This window comes from Ruegeria sp. HKCCD7559 (assembly GCF_013110575.1).
Lineage (GTDB): Bacteria > Pseudomonadota > Alphaproteobacteria > Rhodobacterales > Rhodobacteraceae > Ruegeria.
In genome coordinates this window covers 275,822-297,734 of sequence record NZ_WVQU01000004.1, presented here as the reverse complement: position 1 = coordinate 297,734, position 21,913 = coordinate 275,822, and the positions used below count along the sequence as shown (strand labels likewise).

General features: G+C 59.7%; 20 protein-coding genes. 12 read left to right on the top strand and 8 right to left on the bottom strand.

Annotation, left to right across the window (positions count from 1 at the left end):
• The first annotated feature begins 24 nt into the window (after positions 1 to 24).
• Both GS605_RS13800 and GS605_RS13795 read left to right on the top strand, forming a co-directional pair.
• Complete coding sequence (locus GS605_RS13800) at positions 25 to 2,004, top strand: hypothetical protein (protein ID WP_171724334.1); 1,980 nt, start codon at positions 25 to 27, stop codon at positions 2,002 to 2,004.
• 148 nt (positions 2,005 to 2,152) lie between these two features.
• Complete coding sequence (locus GS605_RS13795; RefSeq protein WP_171724333.1) at positions 2,153 to 3,400, top strand: hypothetical protein; 1,248 nt, start codon at positions 2,153 to 2,155, stop codon at positions 3,398 to 3,400.
• Positions 3,401 to 3,407: 7 nt separating this feature from the next.
• On the opposite strand, the gene GS605_RS13790 is transcribed toward GS605_RS13795, so the two are convergent.
• Positions 3,408 to 4,349 carry a YcaO-like family protein gene (locus tag GS605_RS13790; RefSeq protein WP_171724332.1) on the bottom strand — a complete coding sequence of 314 codons (942 nt, stop codon included), beginning with the start codon at positions 4,347 to 4,349 and terminating at the stop codon, positions 3,408 to 3,410.
• A gap of 68 nt (positions 4,350 to 4,417) precedes the next feature.
• On the opposite strand from GS605_RS13790, the gene GS605_RS13785 reads away from it, so the two are divergent.
• Both GS605_RS13785 and GS605_RS13780 read left to right on the top strand, forming a co-directional pair.
• Complete coding sequence (locus GS605_RS13785; RefSeq protein ID WP_152456717.1) at positions 4,418 to 4,729, top strand: hypothetical protein; 312 nt, start codon at positions 4,418 to 4,420, stop codon at positions 4,727 to 4,729.
• 33 nt (positions 4,730 to 4,762) lie between these two features.
• Positions 4,763 to 6,382 (top strand): hypothetical protein, encoded by a 1,620-nt coding sequence (locus tag GS605_RS13780; RefSeq protein ID WP_171724331.1) that lies wholly within the window; start codon positions 4,763 to 4,765, stop codon positions 6,380 to 6,382.
• A gap of 7 nt (positions 6,383 to 6,389) precedes the next feature.
• On the opposite strand, the gene GS605_RS13775 is transcribed toward GS605_RS13780, so the two are convergent.
• The 5 genes from GS605_RS13775 to GS605_RS13755 are packed head-to-tail and all read right to left on the bottom strand — an operon-like array spanning position 6,390 to position 10,362.
• Complete coding sequence (locus GS605_RS13775) at positions 6,390 to 6,773, bottom strand: carboxymuconolactone decarboxylase family protein (RefSeq protein ID WP_152456719.1); 384 nt, start codon at positions 6,771 to 6,773, stop codon at positions 6,390 to 6,392.
• Between the two features lie 17 nt (positions 6,774 to 6,790).
• Positions 6,791 to 7,537, bottom strand: a complete 747-nt coding sequence (locus GS605_RS13770) for a sulfotransferase family protein (protein WP_253283308.1) — start codon at positions 7,535 to 7,537, stop codon at positions 6,791 to 6,793.
• The gene (locus tag GS605_RS13765) at positions 7,534 to 8,370 is read right to left on the bottom strand and encodes a hypothetical protein (protein WP_171724330.1); all 837 of its coding nucleotides are present in this window, start codon (positions 8,368 to 8,370) and stop codon (positions 7,534 to 7,536) included. Before GS605_RS13765 ends, GS605_RS13770 begins: the two co-directional genes overlap by 4 nt.
• 19 nt (positions 8,371 to 8,389) lie before the next feature.
• The gene (locus GS605_RS13760) at positions 8,390 to 9,478 is read right to left on the bottom strand and encodes an aromatic ring-hydroxylating dioxygenase subunit alpha (protein WP_171724329.1); all 1,089 of its coding nucleotides are present in this window, start codon (positions 9,476 to 9,478) and stop codon (positions 8,390 to 8,392) included.
• Entirely contained in the window at positions 9,475 to 10,362 is an 888-nt protein-coding gene (locus GS605_RS13755) for a MurR/RpiR family transcriptional regulator (protein WP_171724328.1), read from the bottom strand. The genes GS605_RS13760 and GS605_RS13755 overlap by 4 nt, the downstream gene beginning before the upstream one ends.
• Before the next feature lie 68 nt (positions 10,363 to 10,430).
• Here GS605_RS13755 and GS605_RS13750 point away from each other — a divergent pair, with 68 nt between their 5' ends.
• The 7 genes from GS605_RS13750 to GS605_RS13720 are packed head-to-tail and all read left to right on the top strand — an operon-like array spanning position 10,431 to position 18,316.
• Positions 10,431 to 12,884, top strand: a complete 2,454-nt coding sequence (locus GS605_RS13750; RefSeq protein ID WP_171724327.1) for an FAD-dependent oxidoreductase — start codon at positions 10,431 to 10,433, stop codon at positions 12,882 to 12,884.
• Positions 12,884 to 13,966, top strand: coding sequence for an alcohol dehydrogenase family protein (locus GS605_RS13745; RefSeq protein ID WP_253283307.1), 1,083 nt, complete (start codon positions 12,884 to 12,886; stop codon positions 13,964 to 13,966). The genes GS605_RS13750 and GS605_RS13745 overlap by 1 nt, the downstream gene beginning before the upstream one ends.
• Positions 13,963 to 14,541 (top strand): dimethylsulfonioproprionate lyase family protein, encoded by a 579-nt coding sequence (locus GS605_RS13740; protein WP_171724326.1) that lies wholly within the window; start codon positions 13,963 to 13,965, stop codon positions 14,539 to 14,541. The genes GS605_RS13745 and GS605_RS13740 overlap by 4 nt, the downstream gene beginning before the upstream one ends.
• Positions 14,538 to 14,840 carry a hypothetical protein gene (locus GS605_RS13735; protein ID WP_216600181.1) on the top strand — a complete coding sequence of 101 codons (303 nt, stop codon included), beginning with the start codon at positions 14,538 to 14,540 and terminating at the stop codon, positions 14,838 to 14,840. The genes GS605_RS13740 and GS605_RS13735 overlap by 4 nt, the downstream gene beginning before the upstream one ends.
• Positions 14,837 to 15,943, top strand: coding sequence for a mandelate racemase/muconate lactonizing enzyme family protein (locus tag GS605_RS13730; protein WP_171724325.1), 1,107 nt, complete (start codon positions 14,837 to 14,839; stop codon positions 15,941 to 15,943). The genes GS605_RS13735 and GS605_RS13730 overlap by 4 nt, the downstream gene beginning before the upstream one ends.
• A complete protein-coding gene (locus tag GS605_RS13725; RefSeq protein ID WP_171724324.1) occupies positions 15,940 to 17,043 on the top strand; it encodes a mandelate racemase/muconate lactonizing enzyme family protein in 1,104 nt (367 codons plus the stop codon). Before GS605_RS13730 ends, GS605_RS13725 begins: the two co-directional genes overlap by 4 nt.
• 1 nt (position 17,044) lies before the next feature.
• On the top strand, positions 17,045 to 18,316 hold the full coding sequence (locus tag GS605_RS13720) for an aspartate aminotransferase family protein (RefSeq protein ID WP_171724323.1): 1,272 nt from the start codon (positions 17,045 to 17,047) through the stop codon (positions 18,314 to 18,316).
• 238 nt (positions 18,317 to 18,554) lie between these two features.
• Here GS605_RS13720 and hemC read toward each other — a convergent pair whose 3' ends face one another.
• Positions 18,555 to 19,520: a hydroxymethylbilane synthase gene (hemC, locus tag GS605_RS13715; protein ID WP_171724322.1), complete on the bottom strand. Its 966-nt coding sequence runs from the start codon at positions 19,518 to 19,520 to the stop codon at positions 18,555 to 18,557.
• Between the two features lie 106 nt (positions 19,521 to 19,626).
• Between hemC and hemE the strand changes: the two genes are divergently transcribed.
• Positions 19,627 to 20,661, top strand: a complete 1,035-nt coding sequence (gene hemE / locus GS605_RS13710) for a uroporphyrinogen decarboxylase (protein WP_171635110.1) — start codon at positions 19,627 to 19,629, stop codon at positions 20,659 to 20,661.
• Between the two features lie 80 nt (positions 20,662 to 20,741).
• Here hemE and GS605_RS13705 read toward each other — a convergent pair whose 3' ends face one another.
• Positions 20,742 to 21,836 (bottom strand): CaiB/BaiF CoA-transferase family protein, encoded by a 1,095-nt coding sequence (locus GS605_RS13705; protein ID WP_171724321.1) that lies wholly within the window; start codon positions 21,834 to 21,836, stop codon positions 20,742 to 20,744.
• Positions 21,837 to 21,913: the final 77 nt, after the last annotated feature.

Sequence of the window (21,913 nt, the reverse complement as noted above, 5' to 3'; positions counted from 1 at the left end):
GTCCCCGTCGATCGGGAGAGCAACATGCCGCAACATATCATTCCGTCTGAACCCTGGCAGGACCTGGAAAAGCCCAATCGTGGATTGAACCGGGATCAGTGTCTTTCGAACGCGCCGATTGGTGCCAGAGACGGGGCAGCCGCCGAACATAACGGCGAAGCAGACCTGTTTGCCGGGACTTGGCCCACGAGCTTTTCGAAGGGCTTGCGGCATGACGAAAATGGTATTGTCGACGCGCAGGTTTATACCGAGTTTCTGGAAGAAGTGGCTGACCCAACCGGCACCGACAATCATGGAAACAGGCTGACGCTGTTTGACACGCCAGCCTATTCCGGGCCCTTCCGCACCGCGCCATCAGAGGGTGGTGAATTTAGATGGCGTGCGTGGGAAGGGCCGATCCTGGGTCATCGGTTGGGGTTCAATGGATTGGACGCCGGCGGTTTGGGTATCGCTCCGGCGCCCAGGCTTGGGTCAGATGAACTGGCGGCAGAGATGGCCGAACTCTATGCGATGGCCTGTCTGCGGGATGTGCCCTTCGAAACCATTCGGGATGGTGCCGAGGGAACCGACAAGGTGCTTGGCGCCCTGGTCCGGTTGGAGTGGTTCCGCAAAGACGGTTGCCCAAAGGATGCCAGCGGTGCCGAGATCGGGAAAGTACCGGCGGCGCGCCGGGTTCGAGATGGCGAAGGTCTGTCTTCGCGAACTTTGTTCCGCGGCTCGAGCCAAGGCTGTTCGGAAGGGCCTTACATGTCGCAGTTCCTTTTGCAGGGGTACGGCCCGCTGACGTCAGACGCGGCGCATGTTCAAGGGCGGTGGTTGGAAAAAACAACAACACCAGGGACAATGCCGTTTGGTTCATTTCGGCTTGACCAAAGGGTTGTACCTCAGGCTGTTGGCGTGGACTATTTGCGGGACTGGGCCGAGTGGCTGGACGTTCAGAACGGGGCGGACGCGACCGGCGAACAAGCCTTTGAGGCCTGTGGCCCGAAGTTTATTGAAACACCTCGCGACCTTGCTACCTATGTGCATTTCGACTCGATCTATCAGGCTTTTTTCAATGCCTGCCTGTTGATGTTGGGCAGAGGGTTTCAAGCAGATGACGGTCTGCCCGATGTCTGGAATTCCCGTGCGGAGGATAGTGGGGCCCATTGGGGCGGATCACACGCGCTGTCAATGCTGGCAGAAACCGCGACCAGGGCAATGCGGGCCGTGCGACGCCAGACCTTTCAGGTGCACAACCGCGCCCGCCCTGAAAAGCTGGGCAGCGTTGCAACTTTGGTGGCGAATGGTCATGGCGCGGTGCTTGGGGCAGCGGAACCGTTTGCCGCAGCCCATCTTGAGAAATTGGAAAGCGCCGCCTGCGAAGATTTCAGTCTTGTGGAAGCCATTGCCGCCGCGCCGGCCACCAAGCGGTTCGCCCACAACGCGGTTTCTCATAAAGGGCTGCCACAAATCGATCGCAACCTGCTGTTGCCTGTTGCTTATCCCGAGGGCTCGCCAATGCAGCCGTCCTACGGGGCGGCGCATGGCGCAGTTGCCGGGGCGTGCGCGACGCTGCTCAAGGCGTTCTTCAGAACACATGCGCTGGACGGGTCACGGGTATCCTTGGCAGAGGCGGGTATGCCGCGCGTCTTTGTTCCGGCTCCGGGTGGCAGGACACTGGTTGAGTCCGTGCAGCCAGAGGACAACGCAGCGAAGCTTACGCTGAATGGCGAGCTGAACAAGTTGGCTGCGAATATCGCGATCGGGCGCAATTTTGCAGGGGTACATTTCTACAGCGACTATTTCGACAGTATCCGAATGGGTGAACGCGTTGCGGTGGGCATTCTGGCCGAACAGATGGCGAATTTCCGGGGGGCCGCGAAAATGTCGCTTGAAACATTTGATGGAGATCGCCTCAACATCGTTGGCGGTCGTTCTTGCGGTAGCGAAATCCACATTGTGAACAGTACGCCCGAATTGTGGTGGACCCGTCATTTGCCTGAACAGGCGGGGTGGGCATGATGAAGCTATCAGGCCCCATGACAGGTCGATTTCCATGATGCTTCCTTGTTCGTCACCGGTGGCGATCGCCCTGTCGGAATTGAAACCCCGCGGGCATCGACCTCTGACTTTCCATTCTAGTGTCTCTGAAGCCCAACGGTGTTCTTTGATGTCTGTATTCCAATCGCCGGGACTTGCTGATCAAGGCGTGAACGAAGCCACCCGGTCAGCGTGGAATTCAAGCATTCAGAACATATTCGACGTGCAAGGTGTCAGCCCGTTTCTGGTCATGGATCCGCGTGACATAGAGGCGGGCCAGCCTTCGAATGGGTTCAGATGGCGCGCCGATCCCCGGGAACCGCGGGACTGTCTGGGCGATGAGCTGGCGGCGCGCGTGTGTGACCAAGGCTGGCCCGGCAGGGTTGAGCTGCACAATGAATATCTTGAATACACGTTGGTAATGCGACCCGATGCCGGTGGCAGACTGCGCCCGAAGCGTTTTGTGGCCACTACCGAGTTTGTGGAGTGGTGGCAGTTCATGGCGGTGTTCGATCTCGATCACTTCCTGTCGGTGGTCGCATCGGTGACCGGGCGCTTCTACTCCTGCACGGACCTGCTTGAAGTCTCACGGTCGGTATGGACATCGATGGATGTGTCCGAGCGTGCGGCCCGCTTTCACAAAAGGCTGGTGGGCAATGATGACGCGCATCCGCCGGAACATCCGTTGAATATCCAGCACGCCCTGTTTCTGGCCAAGGGCACGAACCGTTTGACCGATCTGATCCAGACCATGCATTTTTCTTCCTTCCCGTATCTCGTGAAGGACGGCGAGGACAACCGGCGCGCCCGGCTTGAAGAAGTTCTTGATTTCGCGAACCGGCAGGATCTGTACTGCGGGCATGCAGGGATCCGCCTGGTGAGCGATACGCTTGAACTGGCCGCGGGGAACTGTGGCAAGTCACCTGCGGGCCGGGCGATGGCATTCTCAGATCCGCTGGGGCTGTATATTCAGGCATTCCATACATCAGAACTGTTTGTGGGTGCGGGCGGGGTGCCTCGGGGCTGGGTCCGGTTCAGGCGCGGTGCGCCGGGAATGCACATGCGACTTGAATTCGGACCTGCCGACGACGATCCCCGGTTTCTGGATGATATCACGCTGGGAACTGGCGCTTCGGCGCGCCCTGTCTCGGGCTATGCTCTGGCCAGCCTGATCGAGGTCGGACCGATGATCACAGTTGCCGCCAAGCCGCGCGTGATCACCCGTGTCGAATTTGTTGAAATTCCGCATGTTGATCCGGGGCGGGTTGTCCGCAGCCTGCCCGAGACCGAACGTTGCAGGCAGCTTTTGGAATTCGCGGACCGTTGCAAGGCAAAGACCAACGGCGACACGACACGCTTTCGCAGAGACGGATCCTGACAGGTGCTCAAACTGCTACGGCTTTGACCACCGGAAGGGGAATTTCAGGTGCCGTCATGTCAAAAACCGCAACCGGACGACCGAGGGCGCGGCTTGCCGCTGTCAATACCGTCGTCAGCGACGGGTTCGGGCTGTCCCACGCCTGCACGTCGTACAACCGCGTCAGAGCAACAGGCCGGTCATTCTGCGCGCCACGATAAAGCCGGAGCAGACGGGCCTGTTCGGCATCCATGCCGTGATCCGTTACACCGTTGTGTTCAAGCATCACCATGTTGCGCCAGGACACCACCGCCTCGGATGCTGCGTGCCAGACGCCCTGCGCCAGATTTGCGGAAAGCGCCGATCCGTAGGTCGGCCTGCCGCCATCCGCATCTGCGCAGACCGCGCGCAGCAGAAGGCCGATGCCCGGAACTTCGAGGATGTGAAGGCTCAGTTGCCGCAGCTGGACGTGCAGCCACTGCGTCAAATCACGGGGCAGGACCGTGTCCGGCGCCAGGTGGTCAAACCCCTGCGATCCAAGAGCGTGTTCCAAACACTCCAGCGCCGCCCACAGCGCAGCGGCTTCATGTGTCGGGCCAGCCGCGGCACCTTTCGAAGTGACCTTTCCGTCACTGCCCGGAACACCCAGTGCAAGCGCGTCGTTTGGCATCACATGGGATGCGCCATCCGACGCAATCAGGCTTTTGCGGGTTTGTGGTGCTTCGGCACTGTATTGCAAGGCATAGCGCTCAATCGCTTCGAACCCGGCCAGCCGCGCCGCCTCTTCCGGTGTGCGGCCGGTGCCGAAAGACACGCGATGGCCCATCCCGCCCTTGGGCGGCAGAGTTCCGTCGCGCAGCTCGATCAAGCGAAAAGCCGCGTGGATCGGCGCAGCTTTGGGGAATTCGGCAAACGAGGGTTTGGAAATTAGCCGAGCAGTTTCAGCGCGTTCAATCAACGTGTCGGTCATTTTCATTTCCGGATAAGCATATAACGGGGTATACAAGCGGGCATTGTTGTTTGAGAAGGAGATTTTACATGGCTCGTTTGGCAATCAACCCGAATTACTCGTTGAAAGACTTGGGGTGCGAAGTTCTGAATGCCGCGCGCGGCCGTGCGCTGGGGTCGCAAGATGATCAGGACGCGGCGGAACGCAAAATTCAAGAAATCCTCGCGGACAGTGGTAACCCTGAGGTCAGGTTTGTCTATGATACCAAGGATCTGGTTCATATCGTTGTTCCGGACCTGAGTGACAAAAAGCCGGATCCGAACCCCGATCACGAGTCATGGTGCTGCAAACTGGCCTATGAAGCGATGGGTGGTATCGTCATATTTGGATGCAGCGGTTAACGACAACCCCCGAACGTTTCTTGAGGGCTGTAAGTGACTGAGGCAATAACCAAGGTTTTTTTGACCGGACCGTTTCAGATTATCCGTGACGACGGTCAGGATGTGACGCCTCGGGGCACCAAAGCGAAAGCTCTTCTTGCTTTGGTGCTTCTGTCAAAAAACGCGATACGCAGCAGGGCTTGGTTGCAGGACAAGCTCTGGAGCGAGAGTTCGCCCGCACAAGGCGCGGCGTCGCTGCGCAAAGAGCTGAGTGTTCTCAGCAAGCACTTTTCCAAGCACAAACTTGATTTTCTTGAAGTCACACGTGAAACGGTGTCGATCAATCTGACAGCTGTCGAGGTTGATCTGTTTGACGAGCAGCTTAGTTCCGATCGGGCTGAATTGCTTGAAGGGTTGGACGTTGCCGACCCCGAGTTCGAGGCGTGGCTGACGGTTGAACGGCAGGCCTATTGGGACATCGATACAGACTCAGACGGACCGGTTCTGGTTGGCCGCGGTTTGCCGGTGCATTGGGGGCGCTTGCGTCCAGCGGTTGTGGTTGAGCCTTTTGAGGTTGTCGGGGAAACGCCGGATATCAGCATTGCTGCCTCCTCAATACGAGACGAACTCATGTTTCTTCTGGGCACAATGTCCGACGTGATCGAACTGCGTGACGCGCGCAGGCAGGAAGGCGCGGTTGAAGGTTATGTTCTCAGCGGCAGCGTGGTTGGCGCGGAAGGTCTGCGGGTGGCCGCTCAATTGACGTCAACCGCGGATCAGGTGTGCCTTTGGACACAGCGGTTCCGCTTTCGTGCGAAGGAAACATTCGACGCGGTCGAAGAAATCGCCATCAAGGTTGTCGAGGCGCTCCAACTGCGATTGCGTGACGGGTATTGGTCAGAAATCTGGTCTGGTCGTGCCACTTCGACCGAGGCCTGGTCTGCGTTCCAGAAAGCGCGCATATTGGAAAGTCAGGCAACGGAAGACGGGTTGCAGGATGCCATCCGTCAATACCGCGCCTGTCTCGAGTTTGACCCCGGATACCTGCCGGCCCGTGTGGCGATCGGTTTCTGTCATTTGGACATGATCCGCCTGGGCATGGATGCAAACCCGGCCGAGACGCTGGCAATGGTCGAGGCCGAATGCAAACAGTTGCGCACTCTGAACCCGACTGACCCGTATTGCTCGGCCCTCCATGCTTTTACCCACAGTGTTGCCGGCAACACGTCAGAGGCTTGCAGCTTGATGCTTGCCGTCGTGGAACGTTTCAGCGGAAGCCCGGAACTGTTGGGATATTACGGCATCCTGTTGGTGTATGATGACCGGGCCGAAGAAGGCGTTTTGGTCTGCAAGAAAGCGTTGGCGTTGACGCCGCATCCGCCCATTTGGATCGAAGCAAATCTGGCAATCGCAATGATGATAACCGGGGACAAGGCCGCGTGGCAGCATGCCCATAACGTGTTGCGGGTTGACCCCGGACGCGTTCGCCCCAGGGTCGTACTGTGCATGCTGTCCGTCGCCGCCGGGAACCATTCCCTGGCGCGTCGACATGCCCGGCAGATTCTGGAATTGCAGCCGGGCTTTACGGCCGAACGCTGGGCCTGGCCCGGCTGTTTCAAGAACCGGCAACACTACGAGAAAGGCGTGCGGCTGTTGTCGGCGGCTGGTCTGTGACGGGTCGTCAGGTTTCTTCCAGCACCTTGCGGGCCACGCGAAAACACTCCAGCGCCTGAGGAACACCGCAATATATCCCGACCACGTGGATGATGGCGCGGATTTCTTCCTTTGAAACCCCGTTGTTGATAGCGCCCCGGCAGTGGATTTCCCATTCATGCATCTTGCCCAGCGCACCGATCATCGACAGGTTCATCATCGACCGGGTCTTGGCGTCGATCACGTCGTCGCCCCAGCCAAACCCCCAGCACCAGGCCGTCATGGCTTCTTGAAACGGGCGGGTGAAGTCGTCGGCGGCAGCAAGGTTTTTTTCCACATACTCTGCGCCCAGCGTGTTCTTCCTTTGCTCGAGTCCTTTCAGAAACAGGTCTTCGTCGAAAATGTCGGCCATTGCGGGTCTCCGGTGTGTCAGTGTGTCAGGCGATGTCTGTAAAGGTGATCGTAATGCGGTTTCATCCTGCGGTGCACCTGTTTCACACGGACTGGCGCGTCCGCGATGTCGATATGCGTGCGTGTCTGCGGGGCAAGCCCGGTCGATTTCGCCAGGTTGCCATGGAACGACCCGCCGTCCCACCAGCTGAGGGCGGACGGATCACCGCCCGGTTCCCATGTCAGCGCCTCCTGGATGAATGGGATTCCCACCGCGTCACAGAAGGCCCGGGTCATGCCATGTGGGTCTTCCAGCAGGTCATCGCTGTCAATGACTGGCGGCGGAGTTCCGTTCAACGCCGTCAACAGATCGAACAGCGCGCGCTGTTCGGGAAAGCCAACCTCGCCTTCGGCAAAGTCCGGCCATTGTTTGTACATCGAAGTGATGGTCTTGGCCGGGTCCCGGATCAGGAAGGCGTGGGTGAAATGCGACAGAAACTCGGCATCCCACATGTGGTTGATGTAATGCGGAAAATCCTTGAGAAAGACCGGCCCCCGTTTCGCCCGCTGCTGAATGTCCAGCCACACGCTGTCCAGTGTCAGGCCCGGCGTTGTCACATCACCCGGTTGGAACCGATGCCAAAGCGGGTCTTCACCCTGATACCACGCCTCGCCAAAGGGCTCGTGCAGGCAGTCGAGATCACCGCGTTGCCGCATCATCCACTCGAACGCGGTTGACGTGGACCTGGGCACGGCCCAGAGCGCGAGGATTTTGTGCATGGTCATGGCCTCTCGAACAACTCAAGACGTTTCAGCAATTTCCCGTGCGGTTTGTCGGGTGCGATACCGAGGGATTTGAAGATGCGCCAGTAAAGCGCGATGTCGTGGCCGATCACCGGTTTGCCCAGCGTGTCTTCAAGCGTATCGGCCAGATGCAGCGGGCGCTGGGGCAAGCCACCGGGACCGGTGCGGAAATTGCACATGCCATTGATCAGGATCGCTTCGGCCCGAGGTGCCTTGTCGGCCACATATTCAAAGCTTTTCAGTGCCAGACCGCCGTCAAAGACCCAGCGACAGGAATTGACGTCTTCCTGACTGTCGAACCAGCCCTGATCGTGGAAATTCCCGGCCCAGACCACATCAAACCCGGCTTCTTTCAAGAAGCCGACCGTGCCCTGCCACCATTCCGGCCAATGATAGGCGGCGTTCAGGGCAACCTTTTCGACATTCAGGTCACGCAATGCCTCGACCATGGCATATCCCGCCATGTGAAAGCGGGTGCCATATTTGTCTGACAGGCCTTCGCAGTGTTGCCGAACGCCTTCCACGCCCAGCCCGCAGGCATGGACCCAATTCGAACCGACCTGACCGCAGACATCCACACCGTTGCGAGACATACAGTGCACGAAGTCTTCGAGCATGCCAAAGTTCTGTCTCCGCTGATCCAACCCGTGCACGTAGTCTGGCACATGCAGCATCCACCCGTGAACGCCCACCGTTTCGGGGCACATGCGCAGGAAATCCGAGGGCGCGGCGTCAAAATCGAACGGCGGGCAGGTGAACCCGACCTGATGGGGGAACAGTTTGTGTTCCGGGCGCCAGACTTCAGGCATCAGCATCAGCGTGCTACCTCGGCCACTAATCCACAGCCTCGCGCATCCATTGCTGAAGCCGCGCGATGGAATGTTCCGACATCACCCCGCAGCCCGGATCCAGAACAAGCGGTCCGGGGCGATAGCCCCGCGACTTGAGCCCGCGATGAACGGATTCCACAAGGCGGATGTCTTCCTCGACCGTCGTTTCGCGGTCTTGGACCGCCAGTTGCCGGATAACCGCACTGTCCGAGCCTCCCTCGGTGTACCAGCCGCGCCAGACGGTGCAGTGATCGGCATCAACCGCGCGCCAGTGATAGGTGTTCAGCACGTTGCCGGGATAACACTGAAACGAGAACATCGGCCACAGGAACCACGATTGGTAATCGCCCGCGTGCGGTACCGACAGGTCGATGGGATAGGTCATCTTGTCGAGGCTCTGGCATTCCGTTGTGTGACGCAGGACGTAGCCGCCGCCCGCGTCCGGCTGAATGTCATAGGTTTCGGGCTTGACCACACCTTCGGCAAAGGTCGGGTGGTTGGTCGGGCAATGGTAGCATTCCGAGTAGTTCTCGACACTGACCTTCCAGTTGCAGTTTTCGGGGATCTCGACCCATTCCAGCGGTTCCAGATCGTCGATATGCGGGACGAATGCGCGGATTTCCTCGCGCACACCGGGGTACCATTCATCCATTGGCGCGGCGTTGTCGTCGAGGTTGACGAAAATGAAACCGTTGAACACTTCGGTGCGCACCGAGGTCAGGCAAATAGCGCTGCGGTCGAACCCGGGGACGGATTTGATGTTGGGTCCGGCGCGCAAGTGACCGGACAGCTCATAAGTCCAGGCGTGGTAGGGGCAGACGACGACACGCGTGTTGCCCGCGCCGGTGACCATTTCATGCGCGCGGTGCTGGCAGACGTTATAGAAGGTGCGGATTTCGCCGTCGCGGCCGCGAATGCAGAACAGGTTCTGGCCGGCGATCTCAAACGCAAAGTAATCCCCCGTTTCCCGGACCTGCGCGACATGGCCCGCAAACTGCCACGTTCGGGCCAGAAGCCCCTGCATTTCCTGCTCGAAAATCGCAGGGTCGGTATAGTATCGCGCGTCCAGTGAGTGGGTCAGGGGTGCGTTCATTCGGGCTCCTCCGCGTAGAGGCCAAGTTGGTGTCTGCGTTGGTGAAACCGTTCCACCCGCTCGACGATCTCATCGCTGGACACTGCGATCACGAAGGACAGCAGCGTTTCCAGCAAGGCAATCGTCGAAACGGATGACGGAAAGAACTGCGGCGTGTCGGCGGCGACGACAAAGCCGTGGTGGGCGTTCAGGATCACCGGGCTGGCCGGGCTGTCGGAAATACCGATGACGGTCAGACCCTGTTGCCGAGCCAGCTTGATCGCCTCGATGACTTCGGTGCGATAGGGGTGGCAGGTGATCGCGATCAGTACGTCCTGCTCATCGGCCCAGGCCAGATCATCGACCGGGGTCGAGCCGGGGCGGGGAATGGCGTGAAACTGCTTCATCCCGGTCGACGCAAGATAGGTGAAATTGCGCGCGTTCGCGTTGTTGACGCCAACGCCCAGCGTGAATATCTGGCGGCAGTTCCAGATAACCTCGGCGGCGGCCTTCAGGGTCGCAGCGTCGATTCCGGCAAAGGTTTCTTCGATATTGCGGATCGCCGCGCCCACCATATCGGCATAAAGCCCACCCAGTTCCCCTGACTTGCCAATGTCCTGCAACCAACGCGCGCGGTCGGGAAACGACACGTTGCCCCGTCGAATCGATTCGCGGAAGGGGGCCCGGAAATCTTCGTACCCTTCGAAGCCCACCTGCCGGGCCATGCGCACGAAAGTATTGGGTTTGACCTTGGCCGCCTCGGCAATCTCGCGCACGGTTGAAACCCCAACATCCGTTGGGTTTTCCAGAACGTAACGCGCGGCTTTCTGCGCCTCGGGGGTAAGGGCGTCCCACTCCTGGCTCAGGCGGTCCAGAACGGTTGATGATACATTTGTGTCATTCATGATTGACGATGGTACATTTGTGGAATTAGCCTGTCGAGCAGAAACGCGACTCGGGAAGAGGAAAAATCATGTCCGGGAACGAACTGCCGTCACACGCCCGTGTGGTCATTGTCGGAGGCGGCGTGATGGGGGTCGGTCTGGCCTATCATCTGGCACATGAAGGCTGGGGCGCTGATACCGTCCTGCTGGAGAAGGCCGAGCTGACCAGCGGCAGCACTTGGCATGCAGCGGGTCAGATCACGCATTCGACGTCCAGCTTTGGACTGGGCAAATGCGTGGATTACAATATTGGCCTGTACTCTGGTCAGTTGGAGGCCGAAACCGGCCAGCCCGTCACATGGCATGGCTGCGGTTCGTTCCGTCTGGCCTATACCGAGGATGAGATGGACTGGCTGCGCCACACCCTGTCGGTTGGTCGGTCGCTGGGTTTCAATATCGAGCTTGTTGGTCCCGAAAACGTGGCCGAACTGCACCCGTTCTACAATCTCGAAGGTGTTTTAGGCGCGTTGCACACACCAGATGACGGACATGTCGATCCAACCAACGTGACCATGGCGATGGCGACCGGTGCGCGTCAGAAAGGCGTACGTATCTTCCGCAACTGCCGCGCGACCAACATCACGCAGGCCGAGAATGGCGAGTGGGCGGTTGAGACCGAGCAGGGCACCATCACCTGCGAACATGTGGTGAACGCAGGCGGCACTTATGCCCGTCAGATGGGCGAATGGTCCGGGTTACAACTGCCGATGACCTCGATGACGCACCATTACTTCGTGACCGAGCCGGTGCCTGAATTCCAGAACCTGGACACCGAACTGCCGGTGATCCGTGATGACCGCAAGGTCTCGGGCTATATCCGGATGGAGCAGCAGCGCGGTCTGATCGGGATTTACGAAAAAGAGAACCCGAACTCGGTCTGGCATGATCACTGCCCGTGGGAATACGAAAACTGGTTGTTCGACGCGGATTACGACCGGGTGATGCCGTGGCTTGAGGAAAGCCTGAACCGGATGCCGATCTTTGCCGAACTCGGTATTCAGCGCGACGTGCACGGGGCGATCTCGCACCCACCGGATGGCAATCCGCTGATCGGACCAGCGCCGGGGGTTCGGAACTATTGGTGCTGTTGCGGGACCCAGATCGGCATCGGCTGGGGGCCGGGTCTGACCCGCGAACTGGCGCGGTGGATGGTGCATGGTGCCGCCGATATCTCGATGCGCGAATTCGATCCGCGCCGGTTCGGCAGCTATGCGACCAAGGATTGGCAGGTGATCAAGGCCGAAGAAGACTACTGCCTGCGCCATGAAATCCCCTTTCCACATTTCAACCGTCTGGCCGGGCGACCGATCAAGCCGTCACCGCTGCATGAGCTGCTGAAATCCAAGGGCGCGGTGCATGAAGAAGTGTATGGTTTCGAACGCCCCCGCTGGTTTGCGCGGGAAGGTGTGGAACAGCGCGATCACTACTCCTTCCGCCGCACCCCCGCCGACGACATGGTCGCGGCCGAGGTCAAAGCCGTTCGTGAAAGCGTCGGCATCATGGACGTCACCGCCTTCACCAAGGTCGAGGTTTCGGGGCCGGGGGCTTATGCCCTGCTTGACCGGCTGACCGCAAACCGGATGCCGCAGAAGGTCGGCTCGATCACGCTGACCCATATGCTGAACCGTCGCGGCCGTATCGAATTGGAGACCACGATTGTCCGCATGGCCGCTGACCGCTTCTATCTGGTCTGTGCGGCCTTCTTCGAACAGCGCCTGCTGGATCATCTGGCGCAGCAGCGCGCGGAAGAGGATGTGCAGATCACCGCGCTGTCCGCGGACTGGTCGGCCCTGTCGCTGAACGGTCCTCGATCGCGGGATGTGCTGGCGCGCTGTACCGATGCCGATCTGACCAATGCCGGGTTCCGCTGGCTTTCCGCGCAGGAAATCACCATCGCCGGTCACAAGGTCTGGGCCTTCCGCATGTCCTATGCCGGAGAGCTGGGCTGGGAAGTGCACATGCCCAACGCTGCCTGCCTCGACGTCTACAACGCGCTTTGGGCGGCAGGTGAGGCGTATGGCATCACCGACTACGGCAGCTTTGCCATGAACGTGATGCGAATGGAGAAGGGCTTCAAAGGCGCGGGCGAGTTGACCAACGAGGTCACTCTGGCCGAGGCCGACGTGCAGCGTTTTGCGCGCACCGACAAGGATTATCTGGGCAAGGACAAGACGCTCAACACCGATCTGCCCTGGATCTGTGCCTATCTTTCAATTGAACCGGATGGAGAGATTGATGGGCATGGCGGAGAGGCGGTGCTGCTGGACGGGCGCGTCGTCGGGTCCACGGCGTCGGTCGCGTATGGCCACACCGTCGGCAAGATTCTGGCCTTTGCATACCTCAAGCCCGAAGCGGCCAAGGCCGGGACACAGCTGGAGGTCGTGATCCATGGCCAACCCCGTACCGCCCGTGTTCTGGACAAACCTGCCTACGACCCCGACAGTTTGCTGCCCCGCAGTGACGCCATACTGGAGACCGCTTGATGAGCCTGCCCGATACGATGAGAGCCATGGTCACAATGGGCCATGGTGGTCTGGAACAGATGGTGATGCAGGAAGACTGGCCGCGTCCAGAACCCGCGGCTGGTGAAGTTCTGATCAGGGTCGCAGCCTGCGGCCTGAACAATACCGACGTCAATACGCGGTCCGGCTGGTATTCCAAGACCGTAACGGATGCGACCACCGGTGGCGCATTCGAGGAAGTCGGTGAAGAAGACCCGACATGGGGCGGCAACCCGATCACCTTCCCGCGCATTCAGGGCGCAGATGTCTGCGGCCGTATCGTGGCCGTTGGCGAGGGCGTGGACAGCGCTCGTATAGGCGAGCGTGTCATCACGGATGGCTGGCTGCGAGATCCGGCTGATCCCGGCAACATGAACAAGACAGGGTACTTCGGTTCGGAACGCGATGGCGGGTTCGCCGAATATACCACGACTCTGGCGGTCAATGCGGTGCCGATCACTTCGGATCTGTCGGATGCCGAACTGGCCACATTCTCCTGTTCCTATTCTACCGCTGAAGGGATGCTGTCCCGTGCCAACGTGACGGAAAAAGACACCGTTCTTGTACCCGGTGCCTCTGGCGGGGTGGGTGGTGCTTTGGTTCAATTGGCCAAACGCCGTGGCGCGCGTGTGATTGCGATGGCATCCGAATCCAAACACGCCGACGTGGCCGATCTTGGCCCAGATGTGATATTGCCCCGCACACCTGAAGATCTGCGGTCGGCGCTGGGCGACGAGAAGATCACCGTGGTCGCCGATGTGGTAGGTGGCCCTTACTGGCCGAACCTGATCGACGTACTGGAGCGCGGCGGGCGCTACACCTGTTCGGGGGCCATTGCAGGTCCGATGGTCGAACTTGACCTGCGGACGTTCTATCTGCGCGATCTGACCTTCACCGGTTCAACCGTGATCGGACCCGAGGTCATGAAGAACCTCGTGACATATATTGAAGCCGGTGAAATCAAGCCGGCTCTGGCCGCAACCTATCCTTTGGAGGAGTTGCGGGACGCGCAAGCGGTGTTCATCGCCAAACAGCATACCGGCAACATCGTGGTGGTACCATGACGTTGGAAGATGTTCTCGAGGCGGCCCGCCAATTGCATCAGGCGCATCGTGACCTTGCCGCGTTTGCATCATGGCCGGACGATCTGACACCGACGGGTTTGCAGCCTGCTCACATTCCGGCGACCGATCTGGTGGGCGATTTTGGCCTTGATGGCGTGGCGCCAACCCGTGATCTGGTCGCGGCGATCAAGGCCAGCGCGCATCTGGCGCAATGGAAACACACATACACCGAAGAGGAAGTCGGTGCGGATTTCCTGAATCGGTACGGGTATTACGAACTGTTCGGACCGACCGGGCATTTCCACTCGACCCAATTGCGCGGCTACGTTGGATATTGGGACGCTGGTCTGGACTATGACTGGCACAGCCATCAGGCGGAAGAGTTGTATCTGACCCTTGCGGGCGGAGCAGTTTTTCGCAGCAACGAGGATGAAACCTTCGTCGGCCCGCACCAGACACGACAGCACAAAAGCTGGCAAAGCCACGCCATGACAACGACGGACCAACCGATCCTGACCTTTGTCCTGTGGCGAGGCGAAGGGATGGGCGACCTGCCCAGAATGGACGCCGCATGAAAATCACCCGCATCCGAGTTTACCAGACCGGGCTTCCCTATGTCGGCGGCACCTATGCCTGGGGTGCGGGAAACGCGATTGAAACGGCCATCGCATCGGTTGTCGCCCATTTTCCGGCGTCGACCCCGCCTGAATACCTGCAGAACACCACGGATCTGATGAACTACAACACGCGATCTACGGGCGTCGGCGGTCCTGTCGTGAAAGACGGAAAGCTATATGCAACAAATACGCCGGGATTGGGTGTAACCCCCGATTTTGAAAGCCTCGGCGCACCTGTGGCGGAGTATGCTCTATGAAGATTGAAACCATTACCGTTTTTCAGGTCGATTTGCCGCTCGAGCATCCCTATTGGCTTTCCGGGGGGCGCCTGAAGTTTGAAACGCTTGATGCGACGCTGGTCAGGCTCGAAACCGATACCGGTCTGGTTGGCTGGGGCGAGGGCACGCCCTGGGGGCACACCTATGTACCCGCGCACGGGCCGGGCATCCGGGCCGGGATCGAAACGATGGCCCCCTTCATCCTGGGGCTTGATCCGCGGCGCGTGCTGGACGTGGAACGGGCCATGGATCTAGCCTTGCCCGGACATCTCTATGCTAAAAGCCCCATAGACATGGCCTGCTGGGATATTACCGGTCAGGCGGCGGGCTTGCCGATTGCCGATCTGATGGGCGGCGGATCGCGTACACCGCGCCCGATTGCGTCCTCGGTCGGGGCAAAAACCGTCGAGGAAACACGCGAGGTCATGGAGCGATATCGCGAGCGCGGCTATATCGCGCATTCGGTGAAGATCGGCGGTGACGTCGAGCGGGACATTGCGCGTGTGCGGGATGTGGAAAGCATCCGGCAGCCCGGAGAGATTGTTCTGTATGATGTCAACCGTGGCTGGACGCGCCAGCAGGCCTTGCGGGTGATGAGCACCTGCGAAGACCTGAACGTGATGTTCGAGCAACCCTGTGAAACACTGAATGATATCGCGGCGATCTCAAGGCTTCATGCATCCCCAGTATCTGTGGACGAGTCCCTTGTGACCTTGCAGGATGCCGTCCGGATTGCCCACGATGGTCTGGCCCAGATATTCGGGATCAAGCTGAATCGCGTGGGTGGCCTGACCAAGGCCGCGCGGATGCGCGATATCGCGCTGGCCCATGGGATAGACATGTTTGTGATGGCTACCGGTGGAACGGTTCTGGCCGATACCGAAGCGCTGCATCTGGCCGCCACGATCCCGGATGACCATTGCCACGCGGTTTGGGCCTGTCAGGACATGATCACGGTTGATGTTGCAGGTGGTCGAGGGCCCCGTAACGTCGATGGCCATCTGCATCTGCCCGAAGCGCCGGGGCTGGGCGTGCATCCGGACGAAGCTGCATTGGGTGATCCAGTAGGAGAATATGCTTGAGAATTGACAAGATAACACTCTGGTCCGTCGATCTGACCAGCCATGAAACCTATCACATGGCCGGCGGCAAGACCTGCGCGACCGTGACGTCTCATATCCTGCGTCTTGAGACGGATACAGGTCTGACAGGTTGGGGCGAGGTCTGCCCGATCCCGCATTATCTGCCCGCCTATGCAAATGGAGTACCGGGGGCCATCGCTGAAATGGGTCCCGAGATTCTCGGGATTTCGCCAATTGGGGTTGACGCACCGATGCGAAAGTTGGACGGATTTCTGCAAGGCCACAGCTACGCGAAATCGATCGTCGACATTGCGTTGTGGGATCTGTTCGGCCGCGCGGCGGGGGTGCCGGTTTACGCGTTGCTGGGCGGGCGGACGCGGGCAGATATGCCACTTTATCATTCGATCACATGTATCGCGCCGGACGAAATGGCGCGCATCGCCAAGGCAGCCTTTCAGACGGGCATTCGGCAATTCCAGGTCAAGCTGGGTGTCGAGGGTGATTGGCAAGCCGATACCGAGCGGCTGATCAAAGTGCGCGAAGCCGTGGGAACCGGACCGCTTGTGTATGGCGACTGGAACTGCGGCGCATCGCGCCTTCAGGCAACGCGAACCGGGCGCGCGGTGGCGCATCTGGATGTGATGCTGGAACAGCCCTGCAAAACACTGGAAGACTGCGCCGCTGTTCGTCAGTCGACGGGTCTGCCAATGAAGATCGACGAAAGCGCCTTTGATCTTGCATCGCTGATGCGGGCGCATGAGTTGGGTTGCATGGACGCGGTGGCGCTGAAACTGTCGAAATTCGGCGGTCTTTCGGCAATGCGCCGTGCACGCGATCTGACCGTGCAGCTGGGTGCCGAGATTTGTGCAGAATGCACCTGGGGATCGGATATCGTAACGGCGGCCTCGCTGCATTTTGCGGCTTCGACCCCGCATGGATCGCTGATGAACACTTGCGACTTGTCCTCTTACGTTGCTCCGCGCCTGTGCCCCGACGCACCAAACCGTGAAAACGGCCGGATTGCACCGCCCGAAGGCCCGGGTTTAGGTGTGACACCTGACCTCGAAATTCTTGGCGCCCCGATTTTGGAGATTGATTGAGATGCTGAAGATCCAGACACAGTCCGAGTGGATAGCACGCGCAAAAGAGGTTCTGCCAGCTGGCGGTTTCGGCAACTTCGATCCGGGCATCATCATCGCCCGTGGCGAGGGCAGCCATGTCTGGGACGAGGACGGGAACGAATATATCGACTATTTGATCGGGTCCGGCCCGATGCTGCTGGGCCATGGTCACCCCGAGGTTATGGAAGCGGTGCTGGAGCAACTGCCCAAAGGAATGACCTTCTTTGCCAACAACAGCAAGGGCATAGAACTGGCCGAGGCCATTATCGAAGCCGTCCCCTGTTGCGGGCAGGTGCGTTTCGTGGCCTCTGGTGGCGAAGCTGACATGTACGCCATGCGGCTGGCGCGTGCCTATACCGGGCGCGACAAGATCCTCAAGTTCGAAGGGGGGTATCACGGAATGAGCGCCGAGGCGCAGATGAGCCTGGCCCCCAGCCGCCGGGTCAATTTCCCGCTGGCCGTTCCCGACAGTGCCGGCATCCCCCAAAGCGTGGCCGAGCAGATGCTGATCGCGCCTTTCAATGATCTTGACGCGGTGGCGGCGCTGCTGGACGAACATGACGATGTCGCTGCGATCATGGTCGAACCCTTGCAGCGGATCATCCCGCCCGAGCCGGGGTTTTTGCAGGGCTTGCGGACCTTGTGCGACAAATTTGGTGTGCTGCTGATTTTTGATGAGATTGTCACCGGGTTCCGTCTGGCTTACGGCGGCGCGCAAGAGCGATATGGCGTGACCCCGGATATCTGTACGCTTGGCAAGATCACCGGTGGTGGCTTCCCTCTGGCGGCATTGGGTGCCAGCACCGAGATCATGAAGCATTTCGACAAATCGAAGGTCGGAGAACAGGGCTGGCTTATGCAGTTGGGCACTTTGTCCGGCAACCCCGTCGCCTCAGTGGCGGGGCTGAAGACGATGGAGGTTTTGCGGCGCGACGGCACCTATGAAAACCTGCGCTCGATTGGGAGGCAGTTGCAGCAGATGCAATCGGACGCTTTGAATGAGGCGGGCATCGCCCATCGCATCTGCGGTGACGAGACCTTGTTCGACATTTATTTCACCAAGGCCGAATGTCGGGACTATCGCAGCGCAAACCATGATGATCCGCAACGCAACGCCACGTACAATGCAACGTTGCGGGCGCATGGGGTCTTCAAGGCTCCGGGCAAACTGTACCCGTCTCTGGCGGTTACCGAAGCGGATCTGGAACAGACCAGAGAGGCCGTACGTCACGCCGTTGAAGCGATTTCCTGAACGCGGGTCTGGCACAACGCAATCCGGCACAACGTAAACGGGTCGCCGTTGAACTCAACAGCGACCCGCTACCTTTGGAAGCCGGGGGTCAGCCTCGCCCCCTCGAATACTGATTAAAACACCGGCAATCTAAAAACTTTTCGATACTTTCGAGACTGACCCGACTTCCTCTTCGGTATGTCACATTAATGCCTGATCGCGCCGCCTTCTACAGTGATCAAGTTCACACTAGGAAAACTTATTGTGAATTTTTCCAATCGAATAGATCAGGTCCCGCCTGTTCAAGCAGTTCAGCCGCCATCGCGCGGGCCATCTCAGGCCCATCCTCGACGGGGCCGGTCATATCCCTGCTGGCGGTTTCCGTTCCGTCCGGGCGCAGCACTTCGCCTCGCAGCCTGAGTTTGTCGCCGTCCAGTTCGGCAAGACCGGCGATCGGGGTTTCGCAGGACCCGTCCAGCGCGGCCAGCAATGTGCGTTCTGCCGCCAGGCGCCATCCCGTTTCGGTGTGATGAATCGCGTCCAGCATTTCGGCTGCGCGCATGTCGTCGCAGCGCCGTTCGATGCCGATGGTGCCCTGCGCGATCGCTGGCAGCATGTCGTCAGGGGAAATGGCGCTGGCCGGAACCTCTTCCATTCCCAAACGGCGAATGCCTGCCATTGCCAGAAACGTGCAATCGGCAACCCCGTCTTCAAGCTTTTTCAGCCGTGTCTGCACGTTTCCGCGAAACTCGACCACTTTCAGATCCGGCCTCCGATTCAGCAGCTGCGCCCGCCGCCGCAAAGACGAGGTGCCCACAACGGCGCCTTCGGGCAGATCGTGGATCGAGCCCAATCGCGGAGATATGAAGGCGTCGCGCACATCCTCGCGCGGCAGGAACGTATCCAGGACCAGCCCTTCGGGTTGTTCAACGGGCATGTCCTTTGTTGAATGCACGGCGATGTCGATCTCGGCGCGCAGCATCGCCTCTTCGATTTCCTTGGTGAACAGGCCCTTGTTGCCGATTTCCTTCAGCGGTCGATCCGCGTCGATCATGGCGCGATTGTCACCGGTCGTCTTGATCACTACGATTTCGAACGCATCCTGTGGCAGATCAAAGGCATCGCTCAGGCGTTGGCGCGTTTCATAGGCCTGAGCCAGAGCCAGCGGCGAGCCACGAGTGCCGATTCTGAGGGGCGATGCGGGGGTGGGCAGGGTCAAAGTCATGTGCACAGCTTTAGTCGCGTCACATTGCCCTGACAATGGGGGCTGAGCTTGACAAATTGCCGCCGAAGGACGACCCGTTGCCAAAACCTGAATGCTGGGGACAAACATGGCCGAGACAAAGAAGCTGCTGCGGGCGCTGGCGGGCGAAGTACAGGATGTGCCGCCGATCTGGATGATGCGTCAGGCGGGTCGGTATTTGCCGGAATACCGGGCCACACGTGCTCAGGCCGGGGATTTCCTGTCACTGTGCTACAATCCTGAATTGGCAGCAGAAGTTACCTTGCAGCCAATTCGGCGATATGGGTTCGATGCGGCGATCCTGTTTGCCGACATCCTTCTTGTGCCACAGGCGCTGGGGGCTGACCTTTGGTTCGTGACAGGTGAAGGGCCGCGTTTGTCCACCATCACGCAGCAGGCCGAGTTTGATGCGTTGAAGCCTGTTGACGCGATTCACGAGACACTGTCACCGGTTTACGAGACGGTGCGCATTCTTTCGCGGGAATTGCCGTCGGAAACCACCTTGATCGGATTTGCAGGTGCGCCGTGGACTGTGGCCACCTACATGATTGCAGGGCGCGGCACGCCGGATCAGGGTCCCGCGCATGCGTTGCGCGAAGGTGATACCGCTTTGTTCGAGGCGCTGTTGGACCGCATCACCGCGGCAACGATTGAATATCTGTCCGCTCAGATCGACGCCGGAGCCGAGGTGGTCAAGATATTTGACAGTTGGGCGGGGTCTTTGACGGGCGAAGCTTTCCGCAAATACGCGGTGGAGCCGTGCCGGGTGATTACGCAGGCCATCAAGGAACGTCATCCTGGCATCCCCGTGATTGGATTTCCGCGGGAAGCAGGCGACGGGTATGTCAGGTTTGCAAGGTCGACCGGCGTGGATTGCGTGGCGCTGGACAATTCCGTGTCGCCCGAATGGGCGGCTAAGAACGTGCAGATTGATGGCTGTGTGCAAGGCAATCTGGCATCGTCGCACATGGTTACTGGCGGTCAGGCGCTGGTGGATGAGACTCGGCGCATCGTGCGCGCCTTTTCCAAGGGGCCGCATATTTTCAACCTCGGCCATGGGATCACTCCGGATGCCGACCCGGACAATGTTCAGCTGATGATCGACACGGTGCGCGGCGGGTAGAACGCATGGGAGGGGGCCAGCCCCCTCTTGGCCGCTGGCCAATTCACCCCCGGGATATTTCTGGCCAGATGAAGAGTGTGTCAGGTGCTTTCTGGGGCTTGGAGTTCATTCAGGATCTCGGTTGTGTGCTGGCCGCGGGCAGGGCTGGGCTTTGGTTGCCACTGGTGTGTGGAGAAGCGTGGGGCGGCGGCGGCCTGTAGGGTGCCGTCTGTCTGGCGCCAGGATTGACGGGCTGCATTCATCGGATGGGCTGTGGCCTCGTCGGGGCTGAGTACCGGGGCGACGCAGGCATCTGATCCGTCGAACAGTTTGGCCCAGTGGTCGCGCGGCCTGGATGAGAAGATCTCGGCCAGGCGCCGGGTCAGGTCGGGCCAGAGCTTGCGGGTGTACTGTTGTTGGAACGCCGGGTCCCGGGACAGGCCCAGGATTTCAAGAAATCGGGCGTAGAATTTTGGTTCGAGGCATTGGACCGAAACAAATCCGCCGTCCGCGCAGGTGTAGGTTCGGCTCCAATGCGGGCCGTCCAACAGGCTTTGGCCGCGGGTTTCAGACAGGTTTCCGGTTTGGCGCATGGTCATCAGAAGGTTCATCATATGGGCCGAGCCGTCGTAGATGGCGGCGTCGACCACGGTGCCTTTCCCGGTTCTTTGCGCGTTGATCAAACCTGCCAGGATGCCCGCGACAAGGTACATGGCGCCTCCGCCGATATCGCCGACCAAGGTTGCAGGGGTTTGAGGCGGCTGATCCGGGAGAGAGGCGTACCAGAGCGCACCGGACAAGGCGATGTAATTCAGGTCATGTCCTGCCGTGTCGGCCAGCGGACCATCCTGCCCCCAGCCGGTCATGCGGCCATATATCAGTTTTGGGTTGCGGGTCAGGCAAAGATCCGGGCCAAGACCCAGCTTCTCCATTACGCCGGGGCGAAAGCCTTCGATCAGCGCATCTGCCGTGTCAATCAGGCGACGGGCGGTCGCCAGATCTTCGGGATCCTTCAGATCAAGCGCAATCGATCGTTTGCCGCGGTCCAGAAGCGAGCGGTCGGGCATGCCCGGTGTTACTGCCTGGCCTTTGCGGTGGATCGTGATGACGTCGGCGCCCAGATCAGCTAGCTGCATGGCGGCAAACGGGCCGGGGCCCAGCCCTTCGATTTCGACTATGCGTATTCCATTCAGCATCGGCGCCCTCCGTTGTGGCAGAGTTTGCGGGTGGGTTGACGGATTGCAAGTTGGAATTGAGCATGGTTCTGACAACC